10 protein-coding genes and 2 pseudogenes are annotated in these 14,817 nt (G+C 58.2%); 10 read left to right on the top strand and 2 right to left on the bottom strand.

The window, feature by feature from the left end; translation table 11 throughout:
• Positions 1-5 precede the first annotated feature (5 nt).
• Both KG722_RS04465 and KG722_RS04460 read right to left on the bottom strand, forming a co-directional pair.
• On the bottom strand, positions 6-680 hold the full coding sequence (locus KG722_RS04465; RefSeq protein WP_213269906.1) for a DNA-3-methyladenine glycosylase I: 675 nt from the start codon (positions 678-680) through the stop codon (positions 6-8).
• Positions 681-688: 8 nt separating this feature from the next.
• Positions 689-1,822: an iron-containing alcohol dehydrogenase gene (locus KG722_RS04460; protein ID WP_213269904.1), complete on the bottom strand. Its 1,134-nt coding sequence runs from the start codon at positions 1,820-1,822 to the stop codon at positions 689-691.
• A 284-nt stretch (positions 1,823-2,106) separates the two neighbouring features.
• Here KG722_RS04460 and KG722_RS04455 point away from each other — a divergent pair, with 284 nt between their 5' ends.
• From KG722_RS04455 to KG722_RS14970, 10 genes and pseudogenes are all read left to right on the top strand, one after another.
• Positions 2,107-2,787: an OmpW family outer membrane protein gene (locus tag KG722_RS04455; RefSeq protein WP_213269903.1), complete on the top strand. Its 681-nt coding sequence runs from the start codon at positions 2,107-2,109 to the stop codon at positions 2,785-2,787.
• Positions 2,788-2,914: 127 nt separating this feature from the next.
• The gene (locus tag KG722_RS04450; RefSeq protein ID WP_300998231.1) at positions 2,915-4,786 is read left to right on the top strand and encodes an ABC transporter ATP-binding protein; all 1,872 of its coding nucleotides are present in this window, start codon (positions 2,915-2,917) and stop codon (positions 4,784-4,786) included.
• Between the two features lie 70 nt (positions 4,787-4,856).
• Positions 4,857-6,059, top strand: coding sequence for a threonine ammonia-lyase (locus KG722_RS04445; RefSeq protein WP_366910217.1), 1,203 nt, complete (start codon positions 4,857-4,859; stop codon positions 6,057-6,059).
• A 79-nt stretch (positions 6,060-6,138) separates the two neighbouring features.
• Positions 6,139-7,038: an FKBP-type peptidyl-prolyl cis-trans isomerase gene (locus KG722_RS04440; RefSeq protein WP_213269899.1), complete on the top strand. Its 900-nt coding sequence runs from the start codon at positions 6,139-6,141 to the stop codon at positions 7,036-7,038.
• Between the two features lie 16 nt (positions 7,039-7,054).
• On the top strand, positions 7,055-7,843 hold the full coding sequence (cysQ, locus tag KG722_RS04435; RefSeq protein ID WP_213269897.1) for a 3'(2'),5'-bisphosphate nucleotidase CysQ: 789 nt from the start codon (positions 7,055-7,057) through the stop codon (positions 7,841-7,843).
• Positions 7,844-7,865: 22 nt separating this feature from the next.
• Positions 7,866-9,215, top strand: a complete 1,350-nt coding sequence (gene glmM / locus KG722_RS04430) for a phosphoglucosamine mutase (protein ID WP_213269894.1) — start codon at positions 7,866-7,868, stop codon at positions 9,213-9,215.
• Between the two features lie 144 nt (positions 9,216-9,359).
• Complete coding sequence (locus KG722_RS04425; RefSeq protein ID WP_366910038.1) at positions 9,360-11,156, top strand: AMP-binding protein; 1,797 nt, start codon at positions 9,360-9,362, stop codon at positions 11,154-11,156.
• A gap of 79 nt (positions 11,157-11,235) precedes the next feature.
• Positions 11,236-12,191: pseudogene (locus tag KG722_RS15385) on the top strand (alpha/beta hydrolase).
• A gap of 177 nt (positions 12,192-12,368) precedes the next feature.
• Positions 12,369-12,812, top strand: a pseudogene (locus KG722_RS15380) (Plug domain-containing protein); the annotation flags it as partial.
• A 1,061-nt stretch (positions 12,813-13,873) separates the two neighbouring features.
• Complete coding sequence (locus KG722_RS14970; protein WP_366910216.1) at positions 13,874-14,719, top strand: TonB-dependent receptor; 846 nt, start codon at positions 13,874-13,876, stop codon at positions 14,717-14,719.
• The last annotated feature ends 98 nt before the right edge of the window (positions 14,720-14,817 follow it).

Genomic DNA, 14,817 nt, shown 5'->3' with positions numbered 1-14,817 from the left:
CTCGGTTACCCGACACTCATTGCGAGAAGGCGGCTTATCTGTGCACGGGGTAAGCCGCTGTTGTCGTGGTACTCGTTGATGGCATCCTGAAGCTTTTGCAGGTCCCGTTTTCCCGTAGCTTCAGGTTTTTCAAGAACACCCTCCCGCACCAAAGCTGCGCAGACATGGGACGACGCGATCCAGGCATCCCATCCCGCAAAGCGCAGGAAATACTGACCCGTTGCGCCGCCGAGGCGTGAGCCGCGTTTGTTCAGAACATTCAGAAGGCCTGTCTGGTCTTCGCCTGGCCAACTGGCAAGGAATCGTCCAAACTCGCCTTCCTTGCTTTCAAGTTCGGCAACGAACCGCGCATTTTCGAGTGTTGCCCGGATCTTTTGCCCGTTTCGGACGATGCGCTCATCCGTAATCAGACGATCCATTATCTCATCGCCCAGGAATGTGAGCCTCGCCGGATCAAACCCTTCGAACGCCGCCTCGAACCCGTCCCACTTCGCCTCGACGACCTTCCAGTTGAACCCGGCATTGAACACGCACCGCGTCATCACGGATAGAAGCCGGTCACCCGGAACACGCTCAAGGTCCTGAGCCCGATGCGTGTTCCGGGATTTTTCCAGCGCCGCCGCCTCTCCGCCATGATGGAGGGCAGCCATCTTCAGTATGGCGGCAAACCGGCGCGGCATGTCGCCACTCAGTTCAGTGCGGTTTCATAAACCCTGGCGTAATCATCTGCGCTCATCGGGCGGGGGTTTCCAGCATGCGCGAGATCATTGAGCGCGTACTCGACGATCCCCGGGCCGTCTGATCCGCTAAGCCCCATCGCGCTGAGGTTCCTTGGAATCCCGATGGCATCGTTCAAATCCTGGATTGCGTCAGCAAGATCGGCGCCAGGCTTCAGGCCCATTGCCTGCCGCAAGCGGACGTATTTCTCATCTGCGGCGCCATTGTGAAACCGAAGGATGTGCGGAAGGAACACGGCGTTCAGTGTCCCGTGGTGCAGCTTCTTGTCCTGAAGCCGGCCGGCAGCATGGCTGAGTGCGTGTACTCCGCCGAGCCCCTTCACAAAGGCAAGCGCGCCTTCATAGCTCGCCATCATCATGTGCCAGCGCGCTTCTTCATCAGACCCGTCCTTAACGGCCCGCTTGAGCATGCCCATCCCGAACGCGCGATGCGCGCCGTCATACCCGATGCCCTCTGCGGGCGGGTTTATGGCAGGGGTGAGGACCGCTTCGATGCAATGGGTCAATGCATCCATGCCGGTCGCAGCCGTCAGTCCCGGTGGCAGGCCAAGCGTCAGATCGGGATCGCACAGCGCGACAAGTGGAATGAGATTTGGGGACGCGAAGGTCTCCTTCCTGCCATTTTCCATGATGATCACCATGCCCACTGACACTTCCGAGCCGGTACCCGCAGTGGTCGGAATGGCAATCAGCGGCGGTATCTTGCCGACCAGCTTGGCGCCCCCAACAATTGCAGCATAGGTTTCGAGCGGTTCGGAATGGCTCGCCATGAGGCCAATGGCCTTCGCATGGTCCATCGAAGAGCCTCCGCCGACAGCGATAATGCCGTCTGCGCCCGACTCTTTGTAAAGCGATGTCGCAAGCCTGGTTTGTGTCTCTGTTGGATTGGGAACCGTCTCGGCAAAAACGCCTGCCGGCGCAACCCCGAGCGCGTCCTCAACCTTTGCAAGGATACCGGACGCCTTGATGCCGGCATCCGTCACGATGAAAGGACGCGTAATGCCTCGTGCCTTGGCAAGTTTAGAAAGCTGCTTCAACGCGCCTGCATCGAAAACGCATTGGGTGAGAAAATTCATGACCGGCATAGGGAACTCCAGAGCGCAGGGACAGAGGCATGTTCCCAACTGCGCCGCATCAAGGCAAGCCTTTCCCTAGGGCACAGTGCCGCAGCCTTAGCGGAGGCACCCGTCTTTGCGGGCGCAAGCAATTGCAATTTTGCAGTTTGGAAATTCCATCTCAATACGGACGAGTACCTAGTTGAGCGCTTGTGCCGCGCGGCCCGCAGCCGCGCGGCAAACTGGTGTATTTCGCCTTTAATTCCAGAGCACTAACCAGACAGCATCACTCACAGAACCAGCGGGTTTCAAACATGAAAAAGCTCCTCGCAGTCGTCCTTATGACGGGTACAGCAATAATGGGATTTGCAGGCACAGCCACTGCCGAAGAAAATCCCTGGATGGTGCGCGCGCGCGTCCTTGGTGTCCTTCCCGACGAAGCTGGCGCCTTGTCCGTTGGCGGTACCGGTCTGCAGGGCGGTGTTGATATCGGCGACCAATATGTCCCCGAAATCGATATCACCTATTTCTTCAACAAGAACATTGCGGCCGAGTTGATACTCGCGGTTACGCCCCATGACGTAAAGGCGACAGATGTCACGGTCCCAGGCGCGCTGACTAATGCGAATATCGATCTTGGAGACGTGTGGTTGCTGCCACCCACCCTCACGCTTCAATATCACTTTCAGAATGGGACCCGTTTCAAACCTTATGTTGGAGCGGGCGTGAACGCGACGCTCTTCTTCAACGAAGATGCTGGCCCAGTTGCTGACGGGGTAGACTATGACTCCAGCTTCGGTCCTGCCCTGCAGGCTGGCTTCGATTATGACCTTGACGGCAAGGAAGGTGGCTGGGCCCTGAACGCAGATATCAAGAAAGTCTGGATCAACACCGATGTTACGGTCGACTTCACAACGGCTCTCGGCGCAAGCGTGAACGCTGACGTGGACATAGACCCGCTAATCATAGGGATTGGTCTCGGCTACAAATTCTGATCCAGCCAATATCAGGCAGAGGCAGCGCCAGACTCAAGACTTACACCAGACTGGCATTGCCGAGGCAGAACGCCGCGTTCCTGGAGGGACGCGGCATTTTTCTGTGCCTGAAATCTGCACCTGCCTCTTGCGCCCCAGCGTTACACCGTTACTCGTCAACGCCATGACGCTTATGACTGTGACAGACCTCAAGGTCGAATTCGAGACGCCGGACGGCACAGTAAACGCTGTGAAGGGAATCTCCTTTGCAGTTTCTTCTGGTGAGTGTGTTGGCATTGTAGGGGAAAGCGGCTCGGGAAAGAGCCAATCCGCACTCGCTGCAATGGGTCTGCTGGCCGGAAACGGAAAGGCGACGGGCAGCATGCGCTTTGGCGCCACAGAAATGCTGACGGCCTCGACGACTGAACTACGCAAGATCCGCGGCGCGGAAATGTCGATGATCTTCCAGGACCCGCTGACCAGCCTGACCCCCCACATGACAGTCGGTGCCCAGATGCGGGAAATTCTGGCGCTACATAAGGGGCTCAAGGGCACCGAAGCCAACAAGCAGTGCGTGGAATGGCTGGAACACGTCCGCATTCCGGAAGCAGAGCGCCGGATGGAGCAATTCCCGCATGAGCTTTCAGGTGGCATGCGCCAGCGGGTCATGATCGCCATTGCCATGCTGTGCGGGCCGAAACTTCTGATCGCTGACGAACCGACCACCGCGCTGGATGTTACAGTCCAGGCACAGGTGCTAGAACTCATGGACGAGTTGAAGCGCGAAACCGGCACGGGAATTGTTCTGATCACGCACAATATGGGTGTTGTCGCGCGGATGTGTGACCGCGTTGTTGTCATGCGTCATGGCGAGATCGTCGAACAGGGCACGACCGACGAGATTTTCTACGCGCCCAAGCACGATTATACGAAAATGCTTCTGGCCGCCGTGCCTCGCCTGGACCTTCCAGACCCTCCCGGCCGACCTCCCCTTTCCAGTCAGCCCGGACCCGGCATCGAGCCTGTCCTGCGCGTTGAAGACATGAAGGTTCATTTCCCAATCCAGGTGAAAGGCGGCCTGTTTGGCAGGCAGAAGCCTCTGAAAGCTGTGAACGGTGTCAGCTTTGACCTGAAGCCTGGGGAGACACTGGGCGTCGTCGGAGAATCGGGCTGCGGCAAGTCTACGCTCGCGCGCGGTGTTCTGCGGTTGATTCCGCCGACTGCCGGAAAAGTCGCCTGGCTTGGGCGCGACATCGCCAAGGCGAGCCGCGGTGAGATGGACAGTCTGAGGGATGACCTCCAGATCGTGTTTCAGGATCCGCTCGCCAGTCTTGATCCACGCATGACGATCGGTGCCTCGGTGGCAGAGCCGCTTCTGGTTCACGAGCCTGGGCTATCCAGGTCTGAGCGCGAGGCAAAAGTTAGGGAAATTCTTCCACGCGTCGGGCTCGATCCGAACCTGATCAACCGCTACCCGCACGAGCTGTCGGGTGGACAGAACCAGCGTGTCGGCATTGCGCGCGCAATGATCCTGAAGCCAAAACTCGTCATCTGCGACGAAGCGGTCTCGGCGTTGGACGTGTCTGTACAGGCCCAGGTAGTAGACCTTCTGATCGAGCTCCAGAAAGAGTTCGGTCTTGCGATGATTTTCATCAGTCACGATCTGGCTGTCGTCCGCCAGATCAGCCACCGGGTTATGGTGCTCTATCTTGGCCGCATCGTCGAACTTGCAGGTCGCAACGAAATATATGAGGACGCCCGCCATCCCTATACTCAGGGCCTTATCGCAGCAGTTCCCAATGCTGATCCCCGGGGCGAGCGCGCCCGGGAGCGCGTTCGGTTGACGGGCGACCTGCCAAGTCCTTTGGACAGCCGCGCAGCCCTCCGGTTCCTCAAGTCCAAACTGACGGATGATCCGGAAGCCGACCAGTACCAGCCCCAGTTGGTTCAGGTCGCTCCGGACCATTGGGTGGCGGAACATGATCCCGCGCCTGGCGCTGCAGGATTGCTTGTCAATTAAACCCTGCCCGCATAGGGTGCGCCCGCTTTCGCCGGAACCCTTTCCCATGCCCGATTCCCTGACTTCTCCCCTGCCCGTGACGCTGGCCGACATCCAGGCAGCAGCAGATGTTCTAGATGGTCAGATCGAGCGCACAGAGCTGTCTCATTCAAAGACCCTCTCGGCGATCACAGGCGCCGAGGTCTGGGTGAAGCATGAAAACCGCCAGTTTACAGCGGCCTTCAAGGAGCGCGGCGCCCTGAACAAGCTGGTTAAACTCTCGGAGAAGGAAAAGAAAGCCGGTGTGATCGCAGCTTCCGCGGGCAACCATGCGCAGGGCGTTGCTTATCACGCGCGTCGCCTCGGCATCCCGGCAACCATTGTCATGGCGGAGACAACCCCCTTCAACAAGGTCGAGCACACGCGCGACCACGGCGCACGCGTCATTCTGGAAGGCCTGATCTTTGACGAGGCAAAAGACTACGCCCTAAAGCTCGGCGAGAAGGAGGGCCTGACCTTCATTCATCCCTTTGACGACACTGACATCATTGCGGGCCAGGGCACGATCGCGCTCGAAATGCTTGCAGACAACCCGGACCTGGATACCCTCGTCGTGCCAATCGGCGGCGGTGGCCTGATCAGCGGGATTGCCATTGCCGCCAAAGCCCTGAAGCCGGACATTAAAATTATTGGTGTTGAGGCGGCGATGTATCCCTGCATGCACGCAGCGCTGAGAGGCAAATCTCCCAAGATGGGCGGCGCCACCATCGCTGAAGGCATTGCGGTAAAGGAAGTTGGCCAGATCACCCGCCGCATCGCGCAGGAACTCGTGGATGACATCGTACTGGTCGAGGAAGAACATCTCGAGAGAGCCATCACACTCTTTGTGGAAGTCGAGAAAACCGTTGCAGAGGGCGCTGGCGCTGCCGGACTTGCCGCGCTTTTGGCGCACCCCTCGCGCTTCTATGGCCGCAAGGTAGGCCTCGTACTCTGTGGTGGCAATATCGACACGCGCCTTCTCGCTTCGGTCCTGACACGGGCACTCGTACGCGAAAATCGCCTGGCCCGCATCCGCATTGTCGGAGATGATCGCCCTGGTCTGCTTGCGCTTGTCTCGAAGATCATCGGTGACAATGGCGCAAACATCATGGAGGTCGCCCATAACCGGATTGCGCTGGATGTGCCCGCCAAAGGCGCTGAGTTCGACATTCTGATGGAAACGCGTGACAGCCAGCACACTCAGGAAGTCATCGATGCCCTGGCGCAGGCGGGTTATCCGCCGAGGGCGCTCTGAGCGTCAGGGGCGCGTGACTATCCCTAGAAAGCCGCCTAAAGAGCAGGCGACGGTTTTGCCCATTCAGGAGATTTGCTCCATGTTCCGTGCCCTATTCGCCGCCGCAGTTTTCAGTGTTTCGCTGGTTGCTTGCGCACCTACATCCCCCGGCGCTGACGGCGCTTCAGACGAGACCACCATGACTTCTCCCGTTGATGAATACCTTCCCTGGAACCCGGACGCTAAAGGCATTCAGACAACTGAAAGCGGCGTCCAGTACATCGTCGTTAAGGAAGGCCCCAAGGGCGGCAAGCAGCCCTCCCCGACTGATCGGGTTCGGGTTCACTATGACGGCCGGTTGCCGACCGGCGAGAAGTTTGACTCCTCCTTCGATCGCGGCAGCGCGTCGGAATTCAGGCTCAATCAGGTCATTCCCGGCTGGACCATCGGCCTTCAGGAAATGAGCAAGGGCGACGAATACGTCTTCTACATCCCCAACCAGCTTGCCTATGGCAATCAGGCGCGCGGCAACGTGATAAAGGCCGGTGATGATCTTGTATTCTTTGTGTCGCTGCTCGACATCGTAGAGCCGAAGAAGTCCGACGCAGCCGCCTGGGCCAAATACTATCCCTGGAATCCGGAACTTTCCGACGTCGTGAAGACCGAGTCCGGACTGCAGTATGTGGTTCTGCAAAGTGGAGACGCTTCTGGTGGGCCTCCCGTAGGTGGTCAACTGGTCGTCGTCCATTATGAGGGCCGCATTGCAGATACAGGTGAACTTTTCGACTCCTCCTACGAGCGCGGCGATCCGGAAGTCTTTCCTTCCAACGCAATGATCAGCGGCTGGGTCGAAGCCCTCGCACTGATGAAGCCGGGTGATCGCTGGATGCTGTATATTCCTTCCGAGCTCGGGTACGGCGAAGAAGGCACGCCAGGTGGCCCCATCCCGCCCAACACGGCACTTCAGTTTGAAGTCGAACTCATCGACGTAATGCGCTGAAGGCGGGCAGTTTCAGATGACCGTCAGCGCCGACACACTCGCTACAATCGCACTCGCCGCGGGCAAGGAAATCATGCGGGTCTACCGCACGGATTTCAGTGTCAGCCACAAGGACGACAAATCAATCCTGACCGAAGCAGACGGCCTTGCTGAAGCGATCATTCTCAAGGGCCTCGCTGAAGCTGAACCTGACCTGAAAGTGATCGCAGAAGAGGCTGTTGCCGGGGGTCACATTCCGCAGCACGGAACACGATTTGCGCTTGTCGATCCGCTGGACGGCACCAAGGAGTTTGTCGCCAGGAACGGCGAATTCACCGTGAATATCGCCATCATTGAGAATGGCCGGCCTGTCATGGGGGTCGTCTACGCGCCTGCGCTAAATCGCCTGTTCGTTGCAGAAAGCCCAAGCTCCGCCTGGCAGGCCGAAGCAGCGCCTGACGGTCCTGTTCCGGCAAAGCGCTCTCCCCTGAAAGTGCGTCCCTCACCGTCAGAGGGCCTGACAGCCGTCGCATCAAAGTCCCACCGCAGTCCGGAAACGGAGGAATGGTTGGCGCGATACCCCATTGCAGAAATCAAAGGCGCAGGCTCCTCTTTGAAGTTCTGCCTGGTCGCGGCGGGAGAGGCAGACGTATATCCACGTCATGGCCGGACGATGGAGTGGGATACGGCGGCAGGACAGGCAGTTGTTGAAGCTGCAGGTGGCCGTGTACTGACGATGGATGGCAACTCCCTGCTCTACGGAAAGAGGGAGCGGGGATACGACAACCCTCATTTTGTGGTCTTTGGAGACGTGACGCCGGTATGACCGGCTGATCCCGGAGGAGAACATGGCGCGGCAATATTTCGGAACAGACGGCATCCGGGGCCGGGTCAACCAGAACCCGATGACCGCCGAGACGGCGCTGCGCCTTGCCATCGCAGCTGCCCGGACATTTGGATCCAAAGCCGGACGGGAAGTTGTGATTGGCCGCGATACGCGCCGCTCTGGTGAAATGATCGAGGCTGCCCTGATCGCAGGCTTCTCCTCGATGGGATTTACGCCGGTCAGGCTGGGAATAGTTCCCACTCCGGCTGTAGCATTAATGGCGCGCGAGACAGGTGCCGCCCTAGGCGTGATGGTCTCTGCCAGCCACAACAAGTTTGAGGATAATGGTCTCAAACTCTTCAGTCCCGAGGGCGTGAAGTTTGAGGATGATGTTGAGGAAGCCCTCGAGGCCAGCATGGCGACGGCCTTTGAAGGAGAGTACGCCTCCCCCACCGACATAACGTTACCCCGCACAGTGGACGACACGACGACGCGGTATGTCCGGCGCTGCCTCGAAACACTTCCCGGCAAACGCGATTTTTCGGGCCTCAAAGTCGTGCTCGATTGCGCTCATGGAGCCGGCTTTGAAGCTGCCCCCGCTGCGCTTCGGAAGCTCGGTGTCCAGCTAACCGTGATCGGTGCATCGCCTGACGGTGTCAACATCAACGCCGGCTACGGATCAACGGCGACTGATGCATTGAAAGCTGCTGTACTGAAATCAAGCGCTGACATCGGCATAGCACTCGATGGAGATGCCGATCGTCTGATCGTCATCGATGAAAGAGGAAATGAGGCTGACGGCGATCAGGTGATGGGGCTGATCGCCGGAGAGATGCATCGCAGCGGCCGCCTCAGGGGGGGAGGCATGGTGGCAACCGTGATGTCCAACATGGGGCTATCGGAGTTTCTCAAGGCCGAAGGACTGATCCTCGCCCGCACCAAGGTTGGTGACCGATATGTTGGCGAGCATATGCGCGCATACGGATTTAATCTCGGGGGAGAGCAGTCCGGACACATCATACTTTCAGACGTATCCACAACGGGAGACGGCCTTTTGGCCGCCCTGCATGTACTGTCAGTCCTTGCAACGCGCGGCGGAACGGCATCGGAGATGTTGCGGGTTTTTGAACCTGCGCCTCAAAAACTCATTAACATAAGATATTCGGGCCCGAACCCTGTCGAAAGTGATAGGGTGAAGGAAGCGCTTGCACAGGCCGGCGAGATGCTTGGTGAACGTGGACGGATGGTTGTACGCAAGTCAGGAACCGAGCCCCTGATACGCGTTATGGCCGAAGCACTTGATAAAGCGCTGATGGAAAGGGCGCTTGATTGCGTTTCCAGCGCCGTGAAAGCCGAGATCGAGCGCAGCTGAAGCTGTCTTGGCGCTGCGTCACCTGTTGCGCGGCGGAGCATGCCCGCTATCCTTGATGCAGCGACACCAGACATCTGAGGAATTTGCCATGGCTGAAGGTCAACCCCTTCCCCGTTTCGCCCCCTGCCGCAAAAGGCACCGGATGTGGAAGTGGTCCGCAAAGGCGAAGCCATATACGTTAAGTCCCGCCAGGCTCCGGGCTTGCGACCTTCAACCATTCCGCACGCCCTTGTGGAACGAGCCGTCCGCCACCCTGAAAGGGTTTTTATCAAGGAACGGGATCCGTATACGGATCAATGGGTTGAGGTAACCTATGGCGAGGCAAACCGCCTCACCGACTCTCTGGCCCAGGCCTTTCTTGATCTTGGTGCGGGGCCGGATGCGCCGGTCATGATCTTGTCAGGCAACTCCATTAGGGCTGCCCTGATCATACTGGCTGCGCAGAAGATCGGCGCGCCAGCCGCGCCAATCTCTGTTCCTTATGCGACCATGTCGAACGACTTCGACAAACTCAAGCATTGCTACAATACGGTCAAACCGGCCATCATCTTTGCAGAACATCTCCCCCCATTCCAGAAAGCCATAACGGCTCTGGGAGCTGGCGCAGCAACGATAGTGAGCGCTGAAACAGGCGGGGACAATTCCGTTCTCAATTTCGACGAGCTGGTATCAAAAGAGCCTACGGCGGCAGTTGGTGTGGCAATGTCAAAGTTGTCGGACGCATCAACCGCCAAATATCTCTTTACTTCCGGCTCCACAGGGATGCCCAAACCTGTCCCCCAGACGCAAGGGTCAATGTGCGCAATGATCGCGGGCCAGGAGGGGCTTCGGGATGATGCCCGCGATCCTGATTATGATCCGGATACGGTCGCCAATGTCCTGGACTGGCTTCCCTGGAACCACATATCCGGCTCCAATGTGAACTTCAATGGCGCGCTTTGGAACGGCGCCACTTTCTGGATCGATGGCGGCAAGCCAACCCCTGCCCTATTCCATGAAACGATCCGCAACATTCATGAATGCAACCCCTCCACCTTCGGGACTGCCCCCATCGCCCTCGCCATGCTGGCCGAAGCGATGGAACAGGACGAGTTTTTGCTCAAGGCGTTCTTCAAGAATATGCGCTCGATCGGTTATGGCGGCGCCACGCTGTCCGATGATCTCTATGACCGCCTGCAGGCGCTATCGATCAAAGCCACCGGCCGCCGGATACCGATCATCACCATGTATGGCGCTACAGAAACGCAGGGCATTACAGTAGTCCACTGGGAGGCCGAGCGTGTCGGCCTTGTCGGGCTGCCCCTTCCCGGCACTACACTCAAACTAGTGCCGAATGGCGAAAAGCTGGAAGTCCGTGTGAAGGGCCCCAGCGTCATGCCAGGATACCTCAACGATCCTAAAAAGAACGCTGAGGTTTTCGACGAGGAAGGATTTTACTGCCTGGGAGATGCCGTCAAGTTCGTCGACGAATCCGATCCCAACAAAGGCCTCATCTTCGATGGCCGGGTCGGCGAGGACTTCAAACTTTCGTCAGGCACCTGGGTGTCGGTCGGGACATTGAGGCCGGACTTCGTGGCGGCCTGCTCTCCCCTTATCTTCGACGCCGTCATTTGCGGCCAGGACAAGGATTTTGCTGCAGCTCTGGTATGGCCGTCTCCGGTAACCGCAGAGCAGTACGTTAAGGCGGCCGGTGATCCTGCCAAGGGGTTTGCTGCCCTCGTGGCCGATCTTGCGCGCAAGGCAGCTGCTTTCAATTCCGGCGAGCCTGGCTCCTCCCGCCGCATCAAGCGCGTGATGGTCATGACCGAGGCACCCAGCATTGATGCAGGCGAAATTACCGATAAGGGATATGTCAACCAGAGACTGGTAATTTCCCGCCGCACGAATCTTGTTCAGGCGCTCTATTCAGAGCCTCCGGGGGCGGGCGTTCTTCAACTTTGAGAAACAGCCGGCAGGCTGGAGCTTGTAACGCCGCTGAGACGCCATCACATCGCCGGAATTGACCAGCAGATGTGTGGCCATGACGTTCGACGATGCCTTCCGCAGCTTCAGGGAAAAACTGCATCTCCCCGAGATGCAGCCCCTTGATCTCCGCCTGCCTATTGAGAGGCTACGTCAGCAGTTTTTTCGTATGGACTATTCGGCCGAGCCTGACGCGCCGGAGCTTGCCGACGTTCGTATCCTGACTGTCCCGGGCCCGGCTGGCCCACTCAAGGCGCGCCTATATGTCCCGCTGGGTGCGGGCGTGCCGCCCGGTCCAGGCATCCTCTTTTTTCATGGCGGAGGGTTTGTCCTGGGCGACCTTGACAGCCATGACATGATCTGCCGGCGTCTTGCCGAAGGATCGCGCTGCAGGGTTCTGGCAATCGATTATCGCTTGGCGCCGGAGACCCGTTTTCCCTGCGCGCATGAGGATGCGCTCGCCGCCTGGGGCTGGTTGAGCGAACAGGGTGGGAAGATCGGAATCGACCCCGGCGGATCGCCGTTGCAGGAGACAGCGCAGGAGGAAACCTCGCCGCTTTTCTCTGCCAGGAGATGAGCCGCAGCGGCGGACCTATGCCTGCCTTTCAGCTGCTCCTCTATCCACTCCTGCAGTTCGCGGATATTCGCAGAAAGAAGATGTCACCGCAAGAAAGTGGGTTCTTCATTTCTGCGAGCCTGTTCGAGTTCTTCCGGGGGCATTACCTGCCTGATCCGAAAACTTATATGGACCCGAGGATATCGCCGCTTTTTGCTTCAGCAGAGGAGTTAAAGCCGCTGCCTCCGGCCCATGTTGTGGTGTGCGGCTGGGATCCTCTGCATGATGAAGGGCTCGCCTATGCGGCAAAACTCCGTGCCGTAGGCGTCCAGGTCAGTGAGGTCGAGTATGCATCGATGGTACACGGATTTATGAACCTTACTCACATTTCAGCAACAGCCCGTTCTGCGATACGAGATGCCGGTAGAATAACGGGAAATGCCATAAGTGCCTTTTAGCAACTAAATTTAGTTCCTAAAAGGTACTTTAAGTTTGCGTGACCGCAGGGCAACACCCAGCAAGCAAACATATTTGCTGCGCCGCAGCAAATATTTCAAATGTTGGATAACCGTCTATTTAGTCCGCAAGTGTCAGACACCGCTGACACTCATAAGTATTAGAGGAAACTCCCAGAAATGACGTTCAATAAAATGCTGATGACGTCTGCATCTGCAGCCCTCGTCCTGATCGCGCCTGCCTACGCGCAGGAAGGCACAGCTGCTGAAGAAACCGCGTCGCGCGAATCCGCTATTGAGCGCGTGCTCGGTACGGTCACCGTAACGGCGACCAAGAAAGCTGACGTTGAAGACGTGCAGACTGTTGCTGTCGCAATGACTGCCTACAATGCCGACACGCTCGACGCCCTCAATGTCACTACACTCGAAAGCCTGAGCTATTCGTCGCCGAACGTGTCCCTGGATGATGTGGGTACTGCGCGCGGCACCGCGAACTTCGCAATCCGCGGCCTTGGCGTGAACTCGTCGATCCCGTCGATCGACCCGGCAGTCGGCGTGTTCGTCGACGGCGTTTATCTGGGCGTGAACAGCGGCGTTGTCGTCGACTTGTTCGACCTCGACAGCATCGAAGTCCTGCGCGGCCCGCAAGGCCTGCTCTTCGGCCGTAACACAACCGGCGGCGCGATCGTGGTCAACACGGCCAACCCGACCGACGAGTTCAGCTTCAAGGCTCGCACCAGCGTTGATGGCCCGGTCGACAGCGATCGCGGCGGTGCAAATGCCAACGTTCAGGCGATCGTTTCCGGCCCGCTGATCGAGAACCTGCTGAACGGCAAGTTCGGTGTTTCCTACAACACGGACGCTGGATACTTCAAAAATGAGTTCAACGGCGACAATCACGGCGAGCTTCAGTCGGTCACCTATCGCGGCGCGCTCGAGTTCATGCCGACCGATGCACTGACTTTCCTCGGCAAGCTGGAATACACAGACTCCCGCTCCGACGGACCTTCTGGCAAGAACCATGCGTTTTTTGACCGCGATAACTTCGACATGTCGATCAACAATCCAGGATTCGGCGAATCTGAAACTATCCTCGGCTCGCTGCGCACCGACCTTGATGTCGGCTTCGGCAATGGCGTGATCACCAATATCTTCGGCTATCGCAATTACGAGTCCACCTCGAGCGCCGATATTGACGCAACACCCTTCACCCTGTTCCACTCCAATGCAGAGTTTGATCAGGAGCAGTTCTCCAACGAGCTGCGCTATGCAGGCACGTTCGACAAGCTCGACCTGACCACCGGCCTCTACTATTTCGAGCAGACGCTCGACTATACAGAGATCCGAAACCTTCCCACCACGCGGCCGCCGACGCTGCCGGCCAGCATTCCGTGGGGCTTCTATGGCGGCGGCACGCTGGACCATACAGTCTGGGGCGCCTTCGCAAACATTGACTATTCGCTCACGGACAAGCTGATCGCCACTCTGGGCGTGCGCTATTCGGTCGAAGAGAAAGCTGGCGATGTTATCTACATCCGTCCCCGCATGCCCTGTAGTGTCGTTCAGGGCACCTGTTCGCCTGATGGCTTCAACTCCCTGATCAGCCTCATCACAGGCGGCGCCGTGCAGGAGCCTAATGGGTTCAGCGACCTGATGAATGGAAGAACTGGACCCCCAAGGTTGGCATCCAGTATTTCTGGAACGACAATGTTCAATCCTACGCCCACTATACCAAGGGCTTCCGTTCGGGCGGCTACAACTTCCGCATCACCGACCTGCCGATCTTCAACCAGTTCGTGGCGCAGACCGGCAGCTTCGGCTTCGATGAAGAAGAAGTGGACTCATACGAAATCGGCTTCAAGGCCCAGAGCGAAGATGGCCGCGTCCAGGTCAACGGCGCTGCCTTCATGACTGAAGTCGGCAACATGCAGCGTGAGGTCAACACGGCAGGCGCATCAGGTGTTGTTCAGAACATCGTGAACACGGCCGATGCCACGATCTACGGCATCGAGTTCGATGGCCGCGTTGCCCTGACCGAAACGCTGCTCGCTTCGTTCAATGTAGGTTTCATGGATGCAGGGTATGACGACGTGTTCTTCGACCTCAACGCCGATGGCATTGTCGATCAGGATGACATCAATCTCGACCTCCCGCGCGTGCCGCCTATGACCTACGGCTTCGGCCTCATCAAGGACTTCGACCTTGGCGCTTCCGGCGCAATCGTCGCCCAGGCCAACTACCAGCACCGAGACCGGATCGCTTACACTGACAGCAACTTCGGCTGGATCCAGGAAGCAGACATGATCGATGTCAACGTTACATGGGAAACGCCGATAGAAGGCCTCTCGGCTTCAATCTACGGCAAGAACCTGCTGGATGAAGTGCAGCTCGGGAATGATACGCAACTGCCCTTCCCCGGCCCGAATTCGACCGGCGTGAACAACCCCTATCAGACGCTTCCGTCGGGCGGCACCTTCTCGCCGCTGAAGAAAGGTCGCCTGCTCGGCCTGGAACTGACCTACGTCTACTAGGTCTGGAGGCCATCTGGCCCGAAGACGAGCAATCCAGAAGGGCGGCCTCCGGGCCGCCCTTTTCTTTGATAGCAAAGAAAGCGGCCCCCGTTTCCGGG

Source organism: Hyphomonas sp., assembly GCF_018402285.1.
Taxonomy (GTDB): domain Bacteria; phylum Pseudomonadota; class Alphaproteobacteria; order Caulobacterales; family Hyphomonadaceae; genus Hyphomonas.
Note: the sequence above shows the minus strand (reverse complement) of the source record. Positions and strands in the feature narration are given on the sequence as shown.

Bases quoted from the DNA above. Each gene is read 5' to 3' on its own strand.
- KG722_RS04460 (WP_213269904.1), bottom strand. From the start codon at position 1,822: ATGCCGGTCATGAATTTTCTCACCCAATGCGTTTTCGATGCAGGCGCG.
- cysQ (WP_213269897.1), top strand. From the start codon at position 7,055: ATGACCGTCAGCGCCGACACACTCGCTACAATCGCACTCGCCGCGGGC.
- KG722_RS04440 (WP_213269899.1), top strand. From the start codon at position 6,139: ATGTTCCGTGCCCTATTCGCCGCCGCAGTTTTCAGTGTTTCGCTGGTT.
- glmM (WP_213269894.1), top strand. From the start codon at position 7,866: ATGGCGCGGCAATATTTCGGAACAGACGGCATCCGGGGCCGGGTCAAC.
- KG722_RS04455 (WP_213269903.1), top strand. From the start codon at position 2,107: ATGAAAAAGCTCCTCGCAGTCGTCCTTATGACGGGTACAGCAATAATG.
- KG722_RS04465 (WP_213269906.1), bottom strand. From the start codon at position 680: ATGCCGCGCCGGTTTGCCGCCATACTGAAGATGGCTGCCCTCCATCAT.